25 protein-coding genes are annotated in these 21214 nt (G+C 56.7%); 18 read left to right on the top strand and 7 right to left on the bottom strand.

Annotated elements, in window-relative coordinates:
• Window positions 1-28: 28 nt before the first annotated feature.
• The gene (locus tag ACTHSL_RS01720) at window positions 29-949 is read right to left on the bottom strand and encodes a pseudouridine synthase (protein WP_440380108.1); all 921 of its coding nucleotides are present in this window, start codon (window positions 947-949) and stop codon (window positions 29-31) included.
• A 91-nt stretch (window positions 950-1040) separates the two neighbouring features.
• Between ACTHSL_RS01720 and ACTHSL_RS01715 the strand changes: the two genes are divergently transcribed.
• On the top strand, window positions 1041-2048 hold the full coding sequence (locus tag ACTHSL_RS01715) for an asparaginase (protein WP_440380107.1): 1008 nt from the start codon (window positions 1041-1043) through the stop codon (window positions 2046-2048).
• 60 nt (window positions 2049-2108) lie between these two features.
• Here ACTHSL_RS01715 and ACTHSL_RS01710 read toward each other — a convergent pair whose 3' ends face one another.
• Complete coding sequence (locus ACTHSL_RS01710; RefSeq protein ID WP_440380106.1) at window positions 2109-2396, bottom strand: hypothetical protein; 288 nt, start codon at window positions 2394-2396, stop codon at window positions 2109-2111.
• Window positions 2397-2533: 137 nt separating this feature from the next.
• Between ACTHSL_RS01710 and ACTHSL_RS01705 the strand changes: the two genes are divergently transcribed.
• From ACTHSL_RS01705 to glcF, 12 genes are all read left to right on the top strand, one after another.
• The gene (locus tag ACTHSL_RS01705; protein ID WP_440380105.1) at window positions 2534-3505 is read left to right on the top strand and encodes a bile acid:sodium symporter family protein; all 972 of its coding nucleotides are present in this window, start codon (window positions 2534-2536) and stop codon (window positions 3503-3505) included.
• Between the two features lie 35 nt (window positions 3506-3540).
• Complete coding sequence (locus ACTHSL_RS01700) at window positions 3541-4353, top strand: DUF1963 domain-containing protein (RefSeq protein WP_440380104.1); 813 nt, start codon at window positions 3541-3543, stop codon at window positions 4351-4353.
• Between the two features lie 34 nt (window positions 4354-4387).
• Window positions 4388-5125, top strand: coding sequence for an orotidine-5'-phosphate decarboxylase (gene pyrF, locus ACTHSL_RS01695; protein ID WP_440380103.1), 738 nt, complete (start codon window positions 4388-4390; stop codon window positions 5123-5125).
• 151 nt (window positions 5126-5276) lie between these two features.
• Window positions 5277-6224: a D-glycero-beta-D-manno-heptose-7-phosphate kinase gene (rfaE1, locus tag ACTHSL_RS01690; protein ID WP_314933561.1), complete on the top strand. Its 948-nt coding sequence runs from the start codon at window positions 5277-5279 to the stop codon at window positions 6222-6224.
• Window positions 6225-6353: 129 nt separating this feature from the next.
• The gene (locus tag ACTHSL_RS01685; protein WP_440380102.1) at window positions 6354-6758 is read left to right on the top strand and encodes a hypothetical protein; all 405 of its coding nucleotides are present in this window, start codon (window positions 6354-6356) and stop codon (window positions 6756-6758) included.
• A gap of 144 nt (window positions 6759-6902) precedes the next feature.
• Window positions 6903-7352: a PTS IIA-like nitrogen regulatory protein PtsN gene (ptsN, locus tag ACTHSL_RS01680; protein ID WP_283113598.1), complete on the top strand. Its 450-nt coding sequence runs from the start codon at window positions 6903-6905 to the stop codon at window positions 7350-7352.
• A complete protein-coding gene (gene hprK / locus ACTHSL_RS01675) occupies window positions 7352-8314 on the top strand; it encodes an HPr(Ser) kinase/phosphatase (RefSeq protein WP_107885840.1) in 963 nt (320 codons plus the stop codon). Before ptsN ends, hprK begins: the two co-directional genes overlap by 1 nt.
• The gene (gene rapZ / locus ACTHSL_RS01670) at window positions 8295-9143 is read left to right on the top strand and encodes an RNase adapter RapZ (RefSeq protein WP_440380101.1); all 849 of its coding nucleotides are present in this window, start codon (window positions 8295-8297) and stop codon (window positions 9141-9143) included. The genes hprK and rapZ overlap by 20 nt, the downstream gene beginning before the upstream one ends.
• A 99-nt stretch (window positions 9144-9242) precedes the next feature.
• Window positions 9243-10181: a ribosome biogenesis GTPase YlqF gene (gene ylqF / locus ACTHSL_RS01665; RefSeq protein ID WP_440380163.1), complete on the top strand. Its 939-nt coding sequence runs from the start codon at window positions 9243-9245 to the stop codon at window positions 10179-10181.
• Window positions 10182-10268: 87 nt separating this feature from the next.
• The gene (locus ACTHSL_RS01660) at window positions 10269-11504 is read left to right on the top strand and encodes a DUF711 family protein (protein ID WP_440380100.1); all 1236 of its coding nucleotides are present in this window, start codon (window positions 10269-10271) and stop codon (window positions 11502-11504) included.
• Window positions 11505-11569: 65 nt separating this feature from the next.
• On the top strand, window positions 11570-12298 hold the full coding sequence (gene pdxJ, locus ACTHSL_RS01655; protein WP_440380099.1) for a pyridoxine 5'-phosphate synthase: 729 nt from the start codon (window positions 11570-11572) through the stop codon (window positions 12296-12298).
• 97 nt (window positions 12299-12395) lie between these two features.
• The gene (gene glcF / locus ACTHSL_RS01650; protein ID WP_440380098.1) at window positions 12396-13619 is read left to right on the top strand and encodes a glycolate oxidase subunit GlcF; all 1224 of its coding nucleotides are present in this window, start codon (window positions 12396-12398) and stop codon (window positions 13617-13619) included.
• 68 nt (window positions 13620-13687) lie between these two features.
• On the opposite strand, the gene ACTHSL_RS01645 is transcribed toward glcF, so the two are convergent.
• Window positions 13688-14086, bottom strand: a complete 399-nt coding sequence (locus ACTHSL_RS01645; protein ID WP_440380097.1) for a helix-turn-helix domain-containing protein — start codon at window positions 14084-14086, stop codon at window positions 13688-13690.
• A 138-nt stretch (window positions 14087-14224) separates the two neighbouring features.
• On the opposite strand from ACTHSL_RS01645, the gene ACTHSL_RS01640 reads away from it, so the two are divergent.
• The 3 genes from ACTHSL_RS01640 to ACTHSL_RS01630 all read left to right on the top strand — a co-directional run bounded on the left by ACTHSL_RS01640 (window position 14225) and on the right by ACTHSL_RS01630 (window position 17278).
• Window positions 14225-15079, top strand: coding sequence for a GTPase family protein (locus ACTHSL_RS01640; protein WP_440380096.1), 855 nt, complete (start codon window positions 14225-14227; stop codon window positions 15077-15079).
• Between the two features lie 80 nt (window positions 15080-15159).
• The gene (locus ACTHSL_RS01635) at window positions 15160-15819 is read left to right on the top strand and encodes a hypothetical protein (RefSeq protein WP_440380095.1); all 660 of its coding nucleotides are present in this window, start codon (window positions 15160-15162) and stop codon (window positions 15817-15819) included.
• A 292-nt stretch (window positions 15820-16111) separates the two neighbouring features.
• Entirely contained in the window at window positions 16112-17278 is a 1167-nt protein-coding gene (locus ACTHSL_RS01630) for a sugar transporter (protein WP_440380094.1), read from the top strand.
• Between the two features lie 146 nt (window positions 17279-17424).
• Here the strand turns inward: ACTHSL_RS01630 and ACTHSL_RS01625 are convergent, their stop codons facing one another.
• Window positions 17425-17883: a c-type cytochrome gene (locus tag ACTHSL_RS01625; protein ID WP_440380093.1), complete on the bottom strand. Its 459-nt coding sequence runs from the start codon at window positions 17881-17883 to the stop codon at window positions 17425-17427.
• Between the two features lie 91 nt (window positions 17884-17974).
• On the opposite strand from ACTHSL_RS01625, the gene ACTHSL_RS01620 reads away from it, so the two are divergent.
• Window positions 17975-18727: an SDR family oxidoreductase gene (locus tag ACTHSL_RS01620; RefSeq protein WP_440380162.1), complete on the top strand. Its 753-nt coding sequence runs from the start codon at window positions 17975-17977 to the stop codon at window positions 18725-18727.
• A 319-nt stretch (window positions 18728-19046) separates the two neighbouring features.
• Here ACTHSL_RS01620 and ACTHSL_RS01615 read toward each other — a convergent pair whose 3' ends face one another.
• A complete protein-coding gene (locus ACTHSL_RS01615) occupies window positions 19047-19658 on the bottom strand; it encodes a riboflavin synthase subunit alpha (RefSeq protein ID WP_440380092.1) in 612 nt (203 codons plus the stop codon).
• 171 nt (window positions 19659-19829) lie between these two features.
• On the bottom strand, window positions 19830-20693 hold the full coding sequence (gene ygfZ / locus ACTHSL_RS01610; protein ID WP_440380091.1) for a CAF17-like 4Fe-4S cluster assembly/insertion protein YgfZ: 864 nt from the start codon (window positions 20691-20693) through the stop codon (window positions 19830-19832).
• Between ygfZ and ACTHSL_RS01605 the strand changes: the two genes are divergently transcribed.
• Window positions 20688-20810: a hypothetical protein gene (locus tag ACTHSL_RS01605; protein WP_440380090.1), complete on the top strand. Its 123-nt coding sequence runs from the start codon at window positions 20688-20690 to the stop codon at window positions 20808-20810. The two genes, ygfZ and ACTHSL_RS01605, sit on opposite strands and share 6 nt — an antisense overlap.
• Here ACTHSL_RS01605 and ACTHSL_RS01600 read toward each other — a convergent pair.
• Window positions 20807-21145, bottom strand: a complete 339-nt coding sequence (locus tag ACTHSL_RS01600) for a P-II family nitrogen regulator (protein ID WP_003771425.1) — start codon at window positions 21143-21145, stop codon at window positions 20807-20809. The two genes, ACTHSL_RS01605 and ACTHSL_RS01600, sit on opposite strands and share 4 nt — an antisense overlap.
• Window positions 21146-21214: the final 69 nt, after the last annotated feature.

Here is a 21214-nt window from a genome sequence, read left to right as displayed (position 1 = left end):
GAGGGGCAAACGGCGGTTTCAGACGGCCTTATAACGCCCTTGTGCTCTCAAACCGCCTTTTGAGGCCGCTGAAGGGGTCGGTAAACTCTATCGCGCGTGCGAGGAGTTTCAGCGGGCGGGCGTAGTCGGTGCAGTCTGCGGGCTGCGGGTCGGGGTAGAGCGGGTCGTTCAGCAGCGGTATGCCGAGCGCGGCCATGTGGACGCGGAGCTGGTGTTTTTTGCCGCTGACCGGCCGGAGGCGGTAGAGGCTGTAGCCGCCCCTGTTTTCCGCCAGTTCGATGATGGTGTGGCTGTTGGCTTCGCCTTCGGCCTGCCGCGTGAGGTAGAACGGTTCGCCGCGTTCGAGCCGCGAACGGACGTGCAGCGGGTAGGCAAGGTCGGTGCGGGTGGGGGCGAGGGCTTCGTAGGTTTTTTCCACCGCGCGGCTTTGGAACAGGGTTTGGTAGGCGCGGCGGCTTTCGGGGCGGTGGGCAAACAGGATGACGCCCGCCGTGTCTTTGTCCAGCCTGTGCAGCGGAGTGAAGTTTTCGGGATTCAGGTGTTGCAGTTCGGGGCGCAGCCGCAGGCGGGTGAGCAGGGTTTCGCGCAGGAAGCGGCCGCCGGGGATGACGGGCAGGAAGTGCGGTTTGTCGGCCACAATCAGGTGTTCGTCGATGTGCAGGATGTGTTCTTGAAACGGCACGGGTTCTTCTTCGGCGGCGATGGCTTCGCGGTAGTAGTAAACCGTGCCGCCGGGGCGGAATGCGGCGTCGGCGGCCAGCGGCGTGCCGGCTTCGTCGAAGATGTGGCCGTCTGAAAGCCTGCCCGCCCAGATTTCGCGGCCGATGTAGGGGAAGCGGCGGCAGAGGAAGTCGAGCAGCAAAGTGCCGTGCAGTTTTTTGTCGCACGGCAGGTGGAGGTAGCTCGGTTTGATGCCGTCGATCAGCGGCAGCGGGGCGGTTTTTTTCATGGCCGCCATTGTAACCGAATTTCAGACGGCCTGTTTTGCTGCTACAATCCGTGCCGTTTTTGATAACGGTTTCGGCACAGGAGCGGCAGGGATGAGTCAGGAAAAACGGCGGATTTTCGTCCTCTACACGGGAGGCACCATCGGCATGGTTCAAAGCGGCCGGGGCTTGCGGCCGGATGCAGCCTTGGCGGAAAAGGCCTTGTTGCCGTTTTCAGACGGCCTCTCTTTCGATTGGCACATTTGTGCGCCGCTGATTGATTCGTCCGCCGTAACGCTGGAAAACTGGCGCGACTGGTTGGCCCTGCTGGTGGAAAAAATCCCGCAATACGACGGCGTGCTGGTGCTGCACGGCACGGATACGCTGGCCTACACGGCCAATCTGTTCGCCCTCGCGCTGCACGGTTTGGACAAACCGCTGGTGCTGACCGGCTCGCAATGGCCGTTCGGCGCGCCGGGCAGCGACGCGCCGCGCAATCTGGCCACGGCCGCCGCCGCCCTCCGCCTCGGCCTGCAGAAGTGCGCCATCGCCTTTGACGGCAAACTGTTCCCCGCCGTCGGCAGCAGCAAGGTCAGCACCGAAACGGCCGACGGTTTTGCCAACCCGCATTTCGGCGCGTTGGCGCAATGGTCAGAAGCGGAAGGGCGGATGAGCCTGCGGGACGGTTTGAGGCCGTCTGAAAAGCCGTCGGGCGGATTGCGCGCGGAGCGGATAAACCCCGCCGTGTCCGTGTCCTGCCACACCCTGATTCCCGGCGATTCCGTCCGCCATATCGCCGCCGCCTTGCGCCAGGACGGGGCGGATGCCGCGATACTGCAAAGCTACGGCCACGGCAACGCCCCTTCGGATGACGGTTTTATCGACGCCGTCCGCAGCTTCACCTCGCGCGGCGGCCTGCTGCTCAACATCAGCCAGGTGCTGCAGGGATGCGCGGCGGCGGTTTACGCCCAAGGCGACGCGCTGCGGCAGGCGGGCGTGGTCGGCGGCGGCAAATGCAACCTCGAAACGGCAAGCGTGCTGCTGACGCTGGCGGCAGGCAACGCCTGGACGGCAGACCGGCTGCGCGCCGAACTGGCCGCGCTGGGTTTGACGGATGCCTGAAACGTTTTCAGACGGCCTCCTCATGGTTTGAAGGCCGTCTGAAAGAAAAATATCGGGATTTTAATGTTTCCAAGGCAGCCACATCTTGGCCAGCACGTACATCAACAGTCCGCCGGAACCCAAAACGGCAAACACAATCCCTTTTTTGCGCGCGTTCGGGCACAGCCAGTAAACGGCGAGGCTGAAGCTGAAGAACATGGCCGCAACCGCCCACACCAATTGCCGGTCTTTGAAGCGGTTGAGGGTATAGCTTTCGTTCATCACCACATACATCTGCCACAAAGCCGCGCCGCACATCGAAAAAACGCCCGCAGGCAGGAAAAACAGTCCGAGCAGTTCCTTATTCATCTGGATAGGCCGTCTGAAAAAACAAAAGCGCGATTATAGCCGAAAGCACCCGCCACCAACTTTCAGACGGCCTTTTCTTTACACATGAATTAACGTATCCTTGCGTGCTTTCGCACACAGACACTTTCTCAACAAATATGAACGCACTTAAAACCATCAGCGATTTTTTCGGTAAAACCTTCGCCCTGTGGGCGGCACTGACCGCCGTGGCAGCCTATTCCCTGCCCGAAGCCTTTGTTTGGCTCAAGCCTTATATCACCTGGCTTCTGGGCGTGATTATGTTCGGCATGGGGCTGACGCTCAGCCCGTCGGACTTCAAAATTTTGGGGCAGCATCCGAAATCCGTGCTGACGGGCGTGGTGGCGCAATTCGTCATCATGCCGCTGACGGCTTACGTTTTGGCCGTTACGCTGCAACTGCCGCCCGCGATTGCGGCCGGCGTGATTTTGGTCGGCGCATGCCCGGGCGGGACGGCTTCGAACGTGATGACCTTCCTCGCGCGGGGCAATGTCGCATTGTCGGTGGCGGTAACGTCGGTTTCCACACTGCTCGCGCCGGTGCTGACTCCCGCTATTTTTTATCTGCTGGCGCATCAGTGGCTGGACATTTCCGCTTCCGCCATGCTGATGGATATTTTGAAAATCGTTATGCTGCCGATTGTGCTGGGCGTGCTGTGCAACCTTTTCCTACACCGGCAAACCAAGGCTGTGGAAGGCGTATTGCCACTGGTGTCCGTCGTGTCGATTGCCCTGATTATCGGCGCGGTGGTGGCTTTAAACCGTACCAAAATCGCCGAGGCGGGCGGGCTGATTTTCGGCGTGGTGATGCTGCACAACTGCATCGGCTACCTGCTGGGCTTTTTCGCCGCCAAGTTCATCAAATTGCCTTACGACGCGCAAAAGACGCTGGCCATCGAAGTCGGGATGCAGAATTCCGGCCTGGCCGCCGGTTTGGCGATGAAATATTTCGATCCGATTGCCGCCGTGCCGGGTGCGATATTCAGCGTGTGGCACAATATTTCCGGTTCGCTGCTGGCTTCCTATTGGGCGGCAAAGGCCGCCAAGGAGGAACGGCACGGTCAGGATGGGCAGGATAAACAGGCCGTCTGAAAAAGTATTTTCATACCGACAGGGAGCATGGGACAATGAGCGGAAAAAGCCCTTTTATTTCCGAGAAAATCAGTGAGCTGCGGCAGAAAATCGCCCGCCCCTGCACAGCGTTTGAAACGGGCGGTTTCCGACCGGCGGGAGATGACCGAGAAAACTGGATAGGCCGTGTGTTTTTGTGCAAACCGGAAGAAGCGCGGCCGGTCGTGGACAGTGAGGGCAGACCGCTTTATCCGCTGGCGCAGTTTTACCTGCCGGATTTGCCGTATGTGCCCGAACAGTTGCGCCATATTAGTTGGCTGACCGTGTTTGTCGGCGAAGAAATCCCCGAGTTGGAAGAATTCGAATTAAAACGCGGGGACATGGCGTTCTTGGAACATATCGGACGGCACGGCAAGGACTGGCTGATTCGGGAGTATACTGCCGATGACGAACTCGTCCGTTATGAATATCCCGCCAATCCGAATGGTTCTCCAAAGCCCTTTCCGCTCAAACCCGTCTTCCTTGAACGGGATTTTCCCATCTGGGACGGCGGAGGCTTGGATGGACATTTGGAAGATGAAATCTGCGACTTTGAAGACGATGACGACGAAGCAAACTGCTTGAGCTATTACGACGACATCTGCACCGAACACGACTACCGCCATAAGTTCGGCGGTTATCCGTCTTTCTGCCAGTCGGGCATTTGCGAAAATGCCAAAGGCCGCCTGCTGATGCATGATCATTTTGAATTTATGTTTCAGATTTCCAGCGACAGCAAGGCTTGTTTCAACGTTATCGACAGCGGCAGCCTGATGTTTTCCCGCAATCCGGAAAACGGCGAATGGTCGCTGTATTACGATTTTTATTGAGGCCGTCTGAAAGCCGCCCGACAAAGGAAACCCCATGAACCCGCTGATTACCGATTCCGCCTTATCCGACAGCCGCAAGCCGGTGATTGTCGCGCTGGATTTTGCTGATGAGGCATCGACCATTCAATTCGTCCGCCGCCTTGACCCCTCCCTGTGCCGTCTGAAAATCGGCAAAGAGCTGTTTACCGCCACAGGCCGCAGGCTGGCGGAAAATTTAATTCATCAGGGCTACCAACTTTTCCTCGATCTGAAATACCACGACATCCCCAATACTGTGGCCAAAGCCTGCAAAGCCGCTGCGGAAATGGGCGTTTGGATGGTGGATATGCATGCGTCGGGCGGCCGCCGCATGATGGAGGTTGCCGCGGAAGCGGTGGCAAACTGTCCAGACAAGCCGCTTTTAATCGGCGTTACCGTGCTGACCAGCATGGAGCAGGCCGACCTGGCCGAAACTGGCGTGGATGTGCCGATTGAGGAGCAAGTGTTGCGGCTGGCGCGGCTGGCGCAAAGTTCGGGCTTGGACGGCGTGGTCTGCTCCGCGCACGAAGCCGTCCCCTTGCGCGGCGCGCTCGGCTCCGAATTTGTCTTGGTAACGCCCGGCATCCGCTTGGATACCGCAGGCAACAGCGACGACCAACGCCGCATCATGACGCCCGCCGAGGCATTGGCGGCAGGTTCGACTTATCTGGTGATGGGCCGTCCCGTTACCCAAGCCGCCGATCCGGTAGCCGTATTGCGCGAAGTGAACCGAATTGCCTCACAGGCCGTCTGAACGGGCTGAAACGGCTTTTTCTGCCGCTTGTGCCGCCGGTTTGCCGCCTTGTGTCGGTTTATTGTTTATTTCACGGTATAGTTTTCACGAATCAGCTTTTCAGACGGCCTCTCCCGATTGTCAGGCCGTCTGAAAAAACAAGGAGGGCGCAATGACCTTTTACAGCGAAACCTTAAAACCCCGCCTGCAACAGGCGCGTGTATTGGTGGTGGGCGACGTGATGCTCGACCGCTATTGGTTCGGCGACGTGTCCCGTATTTCGCCCGAAGCCCCCGTCCCCGTGGCCAAAATCGAAAAAACCGAACACCGCGCGGGCGGGGCGGCCAATGTGGCGCGCAACGTGGCCGCACTGGGCGGGCAGGCCGTATTGCTGTCCGTCATCGGCGACGACGAAGCGGGCGACTGTCTGAATGCACTGATGGCGGAGCATGGGGTTGAAACAGTGTTGATACGCGACCAAAACATCGCTACCACCGTCAAGCTGCGCGTCGTGGCGCGCAACCAGCAGCTGATCCGGCTGGATTTCGAAGACGCGCCGACACACGAAGTATTGAACGGAGTGAAAAACCGCTTTCGTGAACTGTTGGCCGAATGCGACGTCGTCATCCTGTCGGATTACGGCAAAGGCGGGCTGACCCATGTGGTTTCCTTTATCGAATGGGCGCGGCAGGCGGGAAAACCGGTCTTAATCGACCCGAAAGGGGACGACTACGCCAAATATACCGGCGCAACCCTGCTTACCCCCAACCGTGCCGAACTGCGCCAAGTTACCGGCAGTTGGAAAAACGAAGCCGATTTGCAGGAAAAAGCCCGCGCGTTGCGGCGCAATTTGGATTTGCAGGCACTGCTCCTGACGCGCAGCGAGGAAGGCATGACCCTGTTCCGCGACGGCGAACCGCACCACCAGCCGACACAGGCGCGGGAAGTATTCGATGTTTCCGGTGCGGGCGATACCGTGATTGCCGGCATGGGGTTGGCAATGGCGGCAGGATTGGATTTTCCCGAAGCCATGCAGTTGGCAAACGCCGCCGCCGGCGTGGTGGTGGGCAAACTCGGTACGGCCGTGTGTTCGTTTGACGAATTGGCGCAATCATTGTAAAGTAACGTAATAATCAAGTATTTTTTTGTTGCATCATTGCGGCTGCCTGCCCGAAGTATCGGCCGGCGGCAAAAAAAGGATGCCGCAGTTGCGGACACATTAACAAATATTTTAAGGGAATACAGTCAAATGCCAGTAAGCATGACCCGCTTGGAATTCAATTGGGACGACAGTCAAAGCCGTAAAAAACTCGACATGAATGCCGTGCAGGCTGTGGCCGCCGTATGGTTGGCGGACAAAAATGCCAGCCGTCACGCCGTGATGGATCTCGAAACCGTAGTGGATGAGCCTTTCTCTTTCGCTTTCAACGGCTTGGATACGGCAACGGTCATCGGGTTGTTTGACGAAATCGCGCGGCAATTTCCGTTTATACGCTTTTATGTGCGCGGCATCGGCGAAGATTTCAGCAATATGTGGCTGCGCGAATACTACAACGGCGTAACCGTGTTTGCCGCCGGACCGTTCGAGCATAAAGTGTCGGAAAATATAAACAATAAAGGTAAAAGCTGGTTTAGCCGATGGTTGGGGAAATAGTGCCTGGCTAAGGCGCGTTTCGGAAATGTTTCAGACGGCCTGGGCATCGCTTTGCCGCCTGTTGTGTACAATACCCGCCTCCGATTGAGATTGCCGCCGTCAGGCGGTACAATCGGCGGCGTTTTATTTTTGTAAAGAAATATTATGAGTCTGATTGGTGAAATTTTACCGTCTTCACACATCCTGCTGGATTTGGAAGTCAGCAGTAAAAAACGCCTGTTCGAGCAAGCCGGACTGTTGTTGGAAAACGAAGCGGGTGTTGCCCGTGCCGAAGTCTTCGACTGCCTGTTTGCCCGCGAAAAACTCGGTTCCACCGGCTTGGGGCACGGTGTGGCTGTACCGCACGGCCGATTGGCTTCATTGAAAAAGGCGGTCGGTGTCTTTATCCGCAGTAAAGAGCCGATTCCTTTTGATGCGCCCGACGGCAAACCCGTTTCACTGGTTATGGTATTGCTGGTTCCCGAAAATGCCGCAGGCACGCATTTGGAAGTCTTATCCAAACTCGCAGGAAAATTTTCAGACAAAGGCGTGCGCGAACAGCTAATGCAGGCTGCCGATGCCGCCGGAATCCTACGGATTCTGACGGAGGAATAATGCCGAGCATCTCCGTACGCAGCCTCTATCAGGACAATCAGCACAAACTCCAATTGGCTTGGGCGGCAGGCGCGGCGGGGGCCGACAACCGTATCGGAGTAGAGGCCGACAAGCCGGTTTTGGCTTTGGTCGGCCATTTGAATTTTATCCACCCTAATCAGGTTCAGGTTTTGGGTGTGGCCGAAGTCGATTATCTTAGCCGTATGGAAAGCGGCGATTTGGCCTACAGTTTCGACCAGCTTTTCGAGTTGCCGATGTCGCTGGCCATCGTGGCAAACGACTTGCCCGTGCCGAAGAGTCTGCGCGACTATTGCCATACCCACAACGTCCCGCTGCTGACTTCCAAGCTGGAAAGCCCGTATCTGATGGATGTGCTGCGGATTTATCTGCAACGCACCTTGGCGGTTTCTACGGTTAAGCACGGCGTATTCCTCGATGTATTCGAAATCGGCGTCCTTTTGACCGGGCAGTCGGGCTTGGGTAAAAGCGAATTGGCTTTGGAGCTGATTTCGCGCGGGCACAGCCTGGTGGCCGATGATGCGGTGGAACTGCACCGCACCGCGCCGGAACTTTTGGAAGGCCGTTGTCCGCCGATGCTGCGCGACTTTCTCGAAGTGCGCGGCTTGGGCATCCTCAATATCCGCCATATTTTCGGTGAAACATCCATCCGTCCGAAGAAATCCCTCAACCTCATCATCAATCTGGTTGCGGCCGACGACGATTACATGAAACAAATCGACCGTTTGAGCATTCGCAGCGAAACCGAATCCATCCTAAACGTCAATGTCCGCTCCGTTACCCTCCCCGTGGCTGCAGGCCGCAACTTGGCGGTGCTGGTGGAAGTGGCGGTACGGAACTATATCCTCCAGCTGCGCGGAAAAGACAGCATGAAGGAATTTTTAGAACGGCATCAAAGTATTATGAAAGAGCAAGAGGTCGGGCATGAAAATCATCCTGATTAGCGGCTTGTCCGGTTCGGGCAAGTCGGTGGCACTGCGCCTGTTGGAAGATGTCGGCTACTACTGCATCGACAATATGCCTATGGAAATGATGCCCGATTTGGTGCGGCATCACATTTTGCGGGCAGACGTCGAGCACTTGGCCGTCAGCGTGGACATCCGTTCCCGCCCGAGCATCAGTGAAATCGACAAGCAGCTTGCCTATCTGCGCCGGCAGGGGCACAGTGTGGACCTGCTGTTTTTGGAGTCGGACGAAGCCGTATTGATGCGCCGGTTTTCCGAAACCCGCCGCAGCCATCCGCTGGCCGGACTGACGCAATCCCTGCAGGAGAGCCTGCGGCAGGAGCGGGAGATGTTGGCACCGCTGCGCGAAAAGGCATACTGCATCGACAGTTCGTCGATGAATTCCCAGCAGCTTCGTTATGTCGTGCAGCAATGGCTGAAGGTAGAGCGCGAAGGCATGTTGGTGGTGTTTGAGTCTTTCGGCTTTAAATACGGCGTACCGACCGACATCGATTTCCTGTTTGATATGCGCAGCCTGCCCAATCCTTATTACGACACCGCCCTGCGGCCGTTCAACGGTACGGAAGAGCCTATCCGGCTGTATCTCGACAGTCAGCCTCTGGTGCAGGAAATGGTGGGCGACATCAAACGCTTTATCGGCCGCTGGCTGCCGCGGATGCAGGAAGAAAGCCGCAGCTACGTTACCGTCGGCATCGGCTGCACCGGCGGCCAGCACCGTTCCGTTTATGTTTGCGAACGGCTGGCGGAACATTTCAGGCCGGATTATCAGGTGCTGGTACGGCACCGCCAGCTCAACCAAGGCGCGTAACCGGTGCAGCGGATAATCAGACCGCAGAGGCCGTCTGAAACAGGCCGTCCGGCATTTTCAGACGGCCTTTCCCATATTCAGAACAGAGAACCGAAAAACATGGCAATCCAATGGTATCCCGGCCACATGCACAAGGCCAAAAAAGCGATTATCGAACGGCTTAAAAGCGTCGATATGGTGATAGAGGTGCTGGACGCGCGCATGCCCGCATCCAGCGAAAACCCCTTGCTGGGCAAACTCTCGTCGGACAAACCCAAACTGAAAATCCTCAACAAACAGGATTTGGCCGACCCCGAGCGCACCGCCCTGTGGCTGGCCGAATTCCAGTCCCGCCCGAACACCAACGCCATCGCGTTGGACGCTTCCGACCGGCAGGCGGCACAAAAGCTGATTGCCGCCTGCCGCGCCCTCGTGCCGAACCGCAAAGGCGTGGACAAACCCCTGCGCGTCATGATTTGCGGCATTCCCAATGTAGGCAAATCCACCCTGATTAACGGTATGCTGGGCAAAAAATCGGCCAAAACCGGCAACGAACCCGGCATTACCAAAGTCGAACAACGCTTGTTCCTTGCCGACGATTTCTGGCTCTACGACACTCCCGGCATGCTGTGGCCGAAAATCATCGTGGAAGAGGGCGGTTACAACCTGGCCGCCGGCGGCGCGGTCGGTCGCAACGCACTCGATGAAGAAACCGTCGCCCTCGAACTCATCGATTACCTGCGCCGCCACTACCTGCCGCAGTTGCAGGAACGCTATCAGGCCGACAAAAACGAAAGCAGCCATTGGCGTGACGAACAATGGTTGGAATGGATAGGGCGCAGGCGCGGCGCACTGCTGGGTGGCGGACGCATCAATTACCAAAAAGCGGCCGAAAACACCCTGACTGACTTCCGCGACGGCCACATCGGCCGCATCACCTTGGAAACCCCGAACCAATGGGAACAATGGCTCAAAGCCGCCCAACACCGCGAAGCCGAACAAAAAGCCGAACGCGAACGCCGCAAGGCCGAACGCAAAGGGAAGGCCGGTCTTCTTTAATCGCACTAATTTTTCAGACGGCCTCCAACTTAATCCGAAAACATACCGTTTGTTCTATCCGGAATAACCAGAAACAAAAGGAATCATATGCACGCCGAACTTCAGTCTCCCAAATTGTGCCGCGTCCGCGCCATTACCGCCTTTACAGTGTTGCCGGCTGATGCCGCAAGTTGGGAAAGCATCCTTTCCGAAGCCAAAAGCCAATGCGACCGTTTGGCCGCCTCATTGGCCCGAGGCGGCTATCAGGTGCAATCCATCCGCATAGTGTCCAATCCGTTCGGCGAATACCTCGACACATCGGACATAGCGGCCTCAAAAGCCGGTTTGGAACGGATTCGCAATATTCTGACGCGCATCAATCAAAACAGCAGTTTGCGCATACGGTTTGCAATCGGCGAAGCATGCACGGCGGCGGAAATTGCCCTTTTGCCCGAACTGATTAAAGACTACGGCGACCTCTGCAACGCCTGTGTCAATGTACATGCCGATGCAAACTGCCTGCCCGACAACGAAACCATCCTCCGCTGCGTGGATGCCGTAGGAACAATCGGCCGCATCACATCGCGCGGCGAAGGCAATTTCAACTTTACCGTCAATTTCAATTGCTCCCCGCTGATACCTTATTTTCCGGCAAGTTATCATAGGGGGGAGCAGGGGAACTGCCTGGTGGTCGGCTTGGAAACCCCCGACCTGCTGGCTGCCGCCTTGCGCCGCCTAAACAACCTTCCCGAAGAACACACCGCTTATTTTCAGACGGCCTTAAATGCCATGCGCGAAGCACTGCAACATCATGTCGATGCGGTGCAGCAATACATTACCGAAACCCCGCTCTCGGCAGGCTGGCAATATGCAGGCATGGATACCTCCGCCGCCCCGTCGAAAAACTGCACTTCGATGGTCGAACTCTACCGCCTGTTGCGAGTACCGCATTTCGGTGCCGCAGGTACGGTGGAAGCGTCAGCTTTGCTAACCCGGGTGTTCAAATCACTGCACAATGTCCGTGCAGTTGGTTTTTCAGGTCTCATGCTGGCGGTAACCGAAGACCAAGGTTTGGCCGAAGCAACCCATCATGCCCGCTTCGGATTGCACGACTTGCTGACCTACAGCAGCGTATGCGGCATCGGCCTGGATACCGTCCCCATTCCCGGAGACACTCCTGCAGGGAAAATCGCCGCCATCATGCGCGACACGGGTACAATGGCCTTCCGCTTGAATAAACCGCTCACCGTGCGCGTATTTCCCGTTCCGGGCTTGCAGGCCGGAGAGCGAACCACGTTTGAAAGTACGGATTTGTGCAACTGCGCCGTTCTACCCGTACGCTGAATCGTCCAACCTTTCAGACGGTCAATCACCGGAAGGCCGTCTGAAAACCGAGAAAGGAAACAACCATGCTCTTAGGAGTCAATATCGACCACGTCGCCACCCTTCGCAACGCGCGCGGCACAAGCTACCCGTCCCCGCTCGAAGCCGCCCTGCTGGCCGAAACCCACGGCGCGGACTACATCACCCTGCACCTGCGCGAAGACCGCCGCCACATCAAAGACGACGACGTCGCACAAATCGCCCGCGCCGTCCGCACCCACATCAACCTCGAAATGGCACTGACCGAAGAAATGCTCGAACACGCCCTGCGCGTGCGGCCGAAAGAAGTCTGTATCGTGCCCGAAAAACGGCAGGAAATCACCACCGAAGGCGGCTTGGACGTACTGGGGCAACAGCAAAAAACAGCCGATTTCACCCGCATCCTCAGCGAGGCCGGCATCCGCGTCTCCCTCTTCATCGATGCCGACGAAGCGCAAATCCAAGCCGTCGCAGACATCGGCGCACCCGCCGTCGAACTGCATACCGGCGCCTATGCCGATGCCGCCGATACCGCCGAACGCCGCCAACGTCTCGCACAAATCGAAGAAGGTGCGTATTTCGCCTCCGAACGCGGCCTCATCGTCAATGCCGGGCACGGCCTCAACATCCACAACGTCGCCCCGATAGCCAAAATCCTGCCGATAGCCGAACTCAACATCGGACACGCCCTCATCGCCCAGGCACTCTTCCTCGGCCTGCCCGCCGCCATCGTCCAAATGAAAGAAGCCATGTTCCGCGCCCGACTAAGCATCTGAACACCGAAACAGGCCGTCTGAAAACACCCTTGCCGACACCATCCTTTCAGACGGCCTCCACACCGCCGCACAAAACGCGATTCCCACTCAGCAGATCATGCAAACCAACCTTGCCGACCCCATCCGCCACACGCCAGAAGGCCAAACGGCCGACGAAATCATCCGCCGCTGCGTCCACTGCGGCATCTGCAACGCCGTCTGCCCCACCTACCGCCTCAGCGGCAACGAAGCCGACGGCCCCCGAGGCCGCATCTACCAAATCAAACAACTGCTGGAAAACGAAGCACCCGCCACCGGCAACCTGCACCGCTACCTCGACCACTGCCTCAGCTGCCGCGCCTGCGAAAGCGTCTGCCCCGCCAAAGTCGAATACGGCAAACTGGCCGAAATCGGCCGCGACGAAGCCGAACGCCGCATCAAAAGGCCGCTGTGGCAGAAACTGCAACGCGGCATACTGCGGCGGCTGATTACCGCCCCGCAACTCTTCACCCCCCTTTACCGCATCGGACAACACAGCCGCTCCCTGCTGCCCGACGCACTCAAAAACAAAATCCTGCCCCTGCGGGAAGCAGGCTTCATGCCCGACAACGAACACCCGCGCCAAATCCTCATGCTCGAAGGCTGCGTCCAACCCGCCCTCTCGCCCAACATCAACCGCGCCGCCGCCCGCATATTGGACAGGCTCGGCATCCAAACCCACTATTCCCATTTTGCCGGCTGCTGCGGAGCCGTCAATCTGCACAACGGCGCAAAAGCAGACGGCTTGGACGACATGCGCCGCAACATAGAAGCCTGGATACCCTGGCTGCCCGACGGCATAGAAGCCATCGTAACCACCGCCTCCGGCTGCGGCGTAACCGTCAAAGACTACGGCTACCACCTGCAAAACGACCCCGAATACGCCGAAAGGGCCGCCCGCATCAGCTCATTATCCAAAGACATCGTCGAAATCCTGAGCAACGAAAGCCACCGCCTGCATGCCATGATGCACAAAAGGCCGTCTGAAAAAATCGCCTACCACCCGCCCTGCACCCAGCAATACGGCCAAAAACTATCGGGCAGCGTGGAAAAACTGTTCGCCCGACTCGGCATCCCGCTCTACCTGCCCGCAAATTCCGGCCAATGCTGCGGCGCGGCGGGCACTTACGCACTGCTCCATCCCCAAACCGCAGGCCGTCTGAAAACCGAAAAACTTACCGCCTTAAACGAACTGCAACCCAACATCATCCTTTCAGCCAATATAGGCTGCATCACCCACCTCGGCGGCGGCAAACCCCCAGTGCGGCACTGGATAGAATATCTGGACGAACTGCTGGCTTGATTAAACTGCGGGAATGAAAAGAAAGGCCGTCTGAAAATTCAGCCGGCCTTTCTTTTGTATAAATAGCTTCAAGAATGTGCCTTTAAAGCAGCAATTAGTTCTTGTAATAGAGCATTTTCGCGTTCTTTCTGCATTAATAGTTCTTCTTTATGGGCAAGCTGTAATTTTAGCCTTTCCACTTCTCCTATAATGGTACTTGGTGCATTATAGAAAGAAATATCACCACCCTCGCTATTGTTTTCACTATTAATCTGCAAAGTCATCGTGTTGCCGTTGTCCTTTATCAATTCCCAAATATTAAGTTGGAAAATTTTGGCGATCTGTTCTAAACGGGGAACACTCAAAATAGTTTCGCCACGTTCGATTTTGGCATAACCGCTGGGTGACATTTCCAACTTTTCAGCCATTTCTTCCTGAGACCATTTGTTTAGTTCCCGTATTAGACGGATTTTTTCATATGTTTCCATGATGCTGTCGAACTCATTGTGTAACGATTGAATTTTTCGGACAGTTTTTGTATTTTTGCAAACTGTTAAATAATTTTAGCACAAACTAAAATTCCCTTTTAGTCTAAATCTTTCAACATCGTCTATATGGGAATTACTATGCAGAATATTCATTCTTTAGGTAAAGAAGAACTTGAAATTTTGAAAAAAAGGATACAGGGAAAAGTAAAGGAGTTGCGCTCTTATGTACCCAAGGTTGGGATATTCGGTGTAACAGGCGTAGGTAAATCTTCTCTGTGCAATGCTTTGTTCGGCAGTGATGCCGCAGCAATCAGTGATGTGGCTGCCTGTACGCGTGAGCCGCAGGAAATCTTTATCGGCAATGAGGATAAGCAACAGGGAATTTATCTTGTAGATGTACCAGGGGTAGGGGAAACAATTGAGCGGGATGAAGAATATTTCGAATTATACCGCAAACTGATGCCCGAACTGGATTTGGTTCTCTGGGTAATTAAAGCTGATGACAGGGCTTATGCCGTAGCAGAAAAAGTATACAAAGAAATTGTCCATCCACATAAAGAACGGTGTCCGACTTTGTTCGTTATCAATCAAGTCGACAAAGTTGAACCGATAAGGGAGTGGAATGTTAAGGAAGGATTGCCCGGAGAACGGCAACAAGCCAATATTTTGAAAAAAATTGATGAAATCAGTAAGGCGTTTGAAATTTCCACCCGTTATATTGCAACGGTTTCGGCAGAAGAAAAATATAATTTGGAACAACTGATGGATTCGATAGTGGATGTATTGCCGAAAGAAAAAAAGTATGCCGTTTTACGGGAAGCAACAGAAGAGGTAAAGACAGAACAGGCTGAAGAGGCTGCTGAGAGAGGAATTTGGGAAAGCATTAAGGAGTTTGCCACAGAGCTTGGAGAAGCTGCACTTGAAATTGCTAAAACGGTAGTTTACGAAAATTCTCCCAAACTATTGAAACGTTTATGGGATTGGTTATTTTAGTTCAATATAGTAATCTAAGGGCCGTCTGAAAATATGAGACTTCAGACGGCCTTAGTATACGATTGCAAGGGATAAACACCATGAATTTATCCGAAGTACAGGCTTACTATAAAGCCTGTCGGGAAACTTATCCCGAACCCTTCCGCCTGCGTATCCACCGCGCTCTAAGCTGGCTGGACAAGGCGCAGCAGGCACAGGCCGATTTGGATATCCGCTTTCAGGCATTGTGGATTGCCTTCAACGCCGCCTATGCCAATGAAATCGACGGCCGCACGATGCTGGGCGACAGGGGCGGTTTCCGCTGTTTTTTGCAGACGGTTTGCAGTTTGGACAAGGAAAAGCGCATTTACGGCTTGGTATGGCAGACTTTCCACGGCGCCATCCGTTCGCTGCTCGACAACCGCTATGTTTTCCAGCCGTTTTGGGATTTTCACAACGGTTTGACAAGCGAAGCCTCATGGCGCGACGATTTCGATCGGGCGAAGAAGAAGGTGCATACGGCTTTGTCGGCGCAGGATACGGATACGGTATTGCTGGTGTTGTTCGACCGCCTCTATACCCTGAGAAACCAGATTATCCACGGCGGCGCGACTTACGGCAGTTCGGCCAACCGCAGTCAGTTGCGGGATGCATGCAACATCCTTTCCGCTTTGCTGCCGGAAATTTTGCAGGTGATGCAGCTTCATTCCTCCCGCGATTGGGGGCGGCCGTTTTATCCGTTTGTGAAGGATGGGGATTGAAATGGCATTCAAACCGAAAACGCCTATGGGGTGGGTTTGCCGCGATTGCGGCAAGGTAAACGGCCCACCCGTCGTTTCGGATGTGCTACCGCCGAAGCCGCCGCTTTGCGGGAAATGCGGCGGGCGGCATTTGGAGCTGAAACCTTTGGAGGCAAAAGGCATTTTTAAGTTCTTTAATATCCGCCTGTAAGGCCGTCTGAAAGCCGTCGGGCGGTATTTGTTTGCCAAATGGAGTACAATCGCGGGCCGTCTGAATTTTCAGACGGCCTTTTTGTGAACGGACGGTGAATCTATGGCGACAGAATCTTCTCGCTGGCTGAGCGTGTTCGCGCTTGCCTGCGCGGCCTTTATCTTCAATACCACCGAATTTATCCCGATTGCGCTGTTGAGCGATATCGGGCGCAGTTTCGGCATGCTGCCCGCCGAGGCCGGTGTGATGATTACGGTGTATGCGTGGGTGGTGGCCTTGATGTCGCTGCCGCTGATGCTGATGACGCGGGCGACGGAGCGCAAGGTGTTGCTGTTGGTTTTGCTGGCGGTGTTTGCAGGCGGCCATGTGTTGTCGTTTTTCGCCGGCAATTTCACTGTTTTGCTGGTCAGCCGGACTGTGGTTGCGCTGACGCACGCGCTGTTCTGGTCGATTACGGCGGCTTTGGCGGTGCGGATTGCGCCCAAGGGCAAGGGGAATCAGGCTTTGAGCCTGTTGAGTATGGGAACGGTGCTGGCGATGGTGTTGGGCATTCCGTTGGGGCGGCTGGCGGGTCAGGCGTACGGCTGGCGGCTGAGTTTCCTGCTGATCGGGGGTGCGGCGGCTCTGACGGCGGCGGTGTTGGTTAAAACTCTGCCCAAGCTGCCGAGTATCAACAGCGGTTCGCTTGCCAGCCTGCCGCTTTTGTTGCGGCGCAAGAGTCTGCTGCAGTTGTTTGCCTTTACCGTGCTGATGATAACCGCCCATTTCACGGCTTACAGTTATATCGAGCCGTTCGCGCTTCAGACGGCTGCCTTTCCTCCGCAGCGGGCGACGATGCTGCTGTTGGTGTACGGCGCGTCCGGTTTTGCCGGGTCGTACTTGTTCGGACGTTGGTTTGCCCGCAAAAGCCGTTTGTCTTTTGCCGCTTACGCGCTGCTGATGACGGCGGTGATGGTTTTGCTGCTGCCGTCGGCCGCGTCCCCTTGGGTTTTGACGGTGTTATGCTTCTTGTGGGGCGTGGGCATCACTGCGCTCAGTTTGGCAATGGTGTCGCGCGTGCTGCGGTTTGCCGACGATGCGACGGATGTGGCGACGTCGATTTATTCTTCGCTGTACAACGTGGGCATAGGCGGCGGCGCGTTGTTCGGACGCTATGCCGTGCAGCAGTTCGGTTTGGAACACGTCGGCTTCGCCGGCGCGGCTTTGGCGGCGGTGGCGTTGCCGTTGTGCTTTTTGCTCGTCCGCCGGGCGGATTTTGCCGATACTTGACGTGCCGATGTTTGAGGCCGTCTGAAACTTTGTTTTAGCTCCGCAGAAACTCGGCTTCCTTCGGAAACTTCGTTTTAGCTTCGCAGAAACTTCGTTTTCAGACGGCCTTTTTTGCGTTTTGAGGTTTTGCGGCTTTCAGACGGCCTTTATTTCGGCCTGCGGTATACGTCGTGGCAGGATTTGCAGCTTGCGCTGACGTTGTTGTAGGCGGCGGTGATGCCTTCGAGCCGGCTGGTTTGCGATTGGGCGTTCAGCTCGTCAACCGCTGCGAAAAATTCGCTTTCCCTGCGTTTGAAATCATCGGGTTGCGCCCATACGGCGGGCAGTGCGTCGCCGTTGCCCTGCGGGTCGTTTTGGAAGTGGTCGAACGGTTTTTTCGCATTTTGGGTGAAAACGGCCGTCAGTTCTTTGAATTTGCCTTGGCTGAATGCTTCGTCGCCTTTGACCATTTTCCCCATGACGGCGAATTCGGGCATCATACGCTTGAAGGCGGCGGTGCGTTCGGCGGAAATCGGGCCTTTGTCTGCGGCAGGGCCGCCTTGTCCGCCGCAGGCCGCCAGTGTTACAGTGGCGGCCGCTGCGGCAAAAACGGTACGGAGATTCATGTGTTCCTCTTTCGGTATGGTTTTTGAAGCGCGCATCATACCTGAAAACAGGGCGGCAAAAGGTTTGCCGTCCATCGCTAAGGAGAAAAAAATGACGGTTTTGATTACCGGCGCATCGGCGGGCTTCGGCGAAGCGATGTGCAGGACTTTTGTACAGGCCGGCTTCCGCGTGGTCGGCGCGGCACGGCGTATGGATAAATTGCAGGGCCTGCGCGACGAACTGGGCGGGTCGTTTTATCCGCTCGAATTGGATTTGACCGACAGGCCGTCGGTTGCGGCGGCGTTGGCAAGCCTGCCGCCGCCGTTTGGCGAAATCGACTGCCTGATTAACAACGGCGGCCTAGCTTTGGGGCTGGATGCGGCCGACCGCGCCGATTTCGCCGATTGGGAAACGATGATTGAAACCAACGTGCTCGGATTGGCGTACCTGACCCGTCTGGTGCTGCCGCAGATGACGGCGCGGCGCGACGGCTACATCATCAATATCGGTTCGATTGCGGGTACTTACCCTTATCCGGGCGGCAATGTCTACGGCGCGACCAAGGCGTTCGTCCGCCAGTTTTCGCTCAATCTGCGGGCGGATTTGCAGGGCACGGGGGTACGGGTGAGCAATGTGGAGCCGGGCTTGTGCGGCGGAACTGAGTTTTCCAACGTGCGCTTCAAGGGCGACGACGGTAGGGCGGCGAAGGTGTATGAGAACGTGCAGCCGGTTACGCCGCAGGATATTGCGGATACTGTGCTGTGGCTGTATCAGAGGCCGAAGCATGTCAATGTGAACGCGATAGAAATCATGCCGACGGCGCAGGCTTTCGGCGCGCTGCCGGTATGGCGGGAAGCGGAATAGCCCGCTGCGGTTTCGTTACCGTGCAGGCCGTCTGAAAGCAGGTGTTTTCAGACGGCCCGACGGCGGACGGCTTGCCCGAACCGTCTTTTTGTCTGTACGGCACGGGCGGAACCGGGCGGCCTGTACGGAAAGTTGAATCTGCCAAACCGTTTGCGAATGGATGATAAAGGCCGTCTGAAAATTTGTTTTTCAGACGGCCTGTTTGCTTTTCCGAATGGACGGCAGACGGGCAAAGCTGTCCGGCATCCGCAAAGGAATGGATAGGCTTGCTTTGTCTACCGAGCGCAGGCTTTGTTCAGACTTGCTCCGGCTGAAAACATCAGCCTTTGGTGGCCAATATCCGGCCGACGGTATCGACGACGGCCTGCGTTTGCGGGTCGATTTCCAGATTGACCGTGTCGCCCGCCTGCCGTGTGCCGAACAGGGTGCGGCGCAGGGTTTCGGGAATCAGGTGGACGCAGAACGAGTCTTCGCCGACGTTGCCTATGGTCAGGCTGCATCCGTCGAGGCCGACGAAGCCTTTGGGCAGGATGTAGGGTTTGAGCGCGGCGGGCAGGGCGAAGTGCATCGTGGTGTTGTGCTCGGTGCGTTCGATGCGGAGGATTTCGGTGGTGGCGGTGATGTGGCCGCTCATCAGGTGGCCGCCGATTTCGTCGCAGAAGCGGGCGGCGCGTTCGAGATTGACCAAGTCGCCCGCTTTCAGACGGCCTAAGTTGGTTTTGTCCAGTGTTTCGGCCATCAGGTCGAAACGGGCGGTGCGGCCGTCCGTTTCCGTTACGGTGAGGCAGCAGCCGTTGTGGGCGACGGACGCGCCGGTTTGCAGGCCGCCGGCCATGTCCCCGGGCAGTTCGACCGTGTGGGTGCGGAAATCGGCGGCGGGCTGTTCGATGGAAACGACGCGCCCCATGCCTTGTACTATGCCTGTAAACATAAGGTGTTTTCTTTTCTCGGTGGGTTGTATGGTGGATTAAATTTAAACCGGTACGGCGTTGCCTCGCCTTGTCCCGATTTGAATTTAATCCACTGCGCTATATGATGAATCGTCGGCCGTCTGAAAAAGCGGTGTGGTATTTTCAGACGGCCTCATCTGCGGCGGCAGGCTTTATTCCGCTTCCGCCGTATCGAAGAAGAGTTGCTGTTGTTGCAGCGGGTTGCCGTCGGCATCGGTAAGCGGGGCGGCGGCCGCGCTGTGTTTGATGACGGCCAGGCTCAGGCTGCCTTCGGCGGTGCAGGCGGTGTTGATGATGATGCCCGCTTCCGCGCCGTCTTGCAGGACGGCGATGCCTGCGGCTTCCAGGCTGCTGCCCGACAATACGGCCAAGCCGCGTTTGACTTGTCCGCGATACTGGGCGCGGGCGATGATTTCCTGGCCGGGGTAGCAGCCTTTTTTGAAGTGCACGCCGCCTATGGTGTGCTGGTTGAGCATTTGGGCGACGCAGCTTTCTTTGGTCGCCTCTGAAATCCACGGGTAGCCGCTGCGGATTTCGTGCAGCTGCCAGGCGTTTTCCGCTTCGGCATCATAGGCGGGCAGTTTGTCTTTTTCGCCTGCCAGCAGGATGCCGCCGTGGGGCAGGGTGCATTCGATGAGGCCGTCTGAAACGGCAAACGGGAAGGAAAGATGCGGTTCGGCGGCGGGCAGGGCGGTTGCGCCTTCGTTCAGACGACCTGCCGCGCCGTAGCCGGGCAGGGGTTCGAAGACGGCTTTTGCGCGCAGAACGAACATCCTCAGGCGTTTGCACAGGGCTTCGACGAGGTCTGCCGCAGTCAGCAGCAGCAGGTCTTCGCCGCGGTTGAACACCAGCATGTTGGCGATGACGCGGCCTTTGGGTGTGTTGTAGGTGGCATAGCAGGCTTCTCCTTCGGCCAGTCCTTCGATGTGGTTGGACAGTTGGCCGTGCAGGAAGGAAGCGCGGTCTTCGCCGCTGACGCGGATCAGGCCGAAAAAGGGTAGGGCGGAAGTGTGCATGGGAATCCTCGGCTGTTTTGGGTATGGGGTGGGATACGGGGCGGCTTGGGTGGTGCGGAAGGCCGTCTGAAAAGGGGCATTCCGCGTTTCAGACGGCCTGTGCGCCATCAGGCTTAAACGGCGGAATCGGAACGCTCGCCGGTGCGGATGCGGATGGCTTCTTCCACCGGGAAGATAAAGATTTTGCCGTCGCCGATTTTGCCGGAACGGGCGGTTTCGATGATGACGTCCACCGCCTGATCGACTTGGTCGTCGCGCAAAACCAGCTCCATTTTGATTTTCGGCAGGAAATCGACGGCGTATTCCGCACCGCGATAGACTTCGGTGTGGCCTTTCTGGCGGCCGAAACCTTTGACTTCGGTAACCGTCATGCCGGTGATGCCGATGTCGGTGAGTGCCTCGCGCACGTCGTCTAGTTTGAAGGGTTTGATGATGGCTTCGATTTTTTTCACGGCTTGGCTCCTGTGTGCTTGATTTGGCAGGGCGGGAAATTATCACAATCCGCCGCAACACTCAATCGG

Source organism: Neisseria sp. P0008.S010, from assembly GCF_051962715.1.
Taxonomy (GTDB): domain Bacteria; phylum Pseudomonadota; class Gammaproteobacteria; order Burkholderiales; family Neisseriaceae; genus Neisseria; species Neisseria elongata.
Note: the sequence above shows the minus strand (reverse complement) of the source record. Positions and strands in the feature narration are given on the sequence as shown.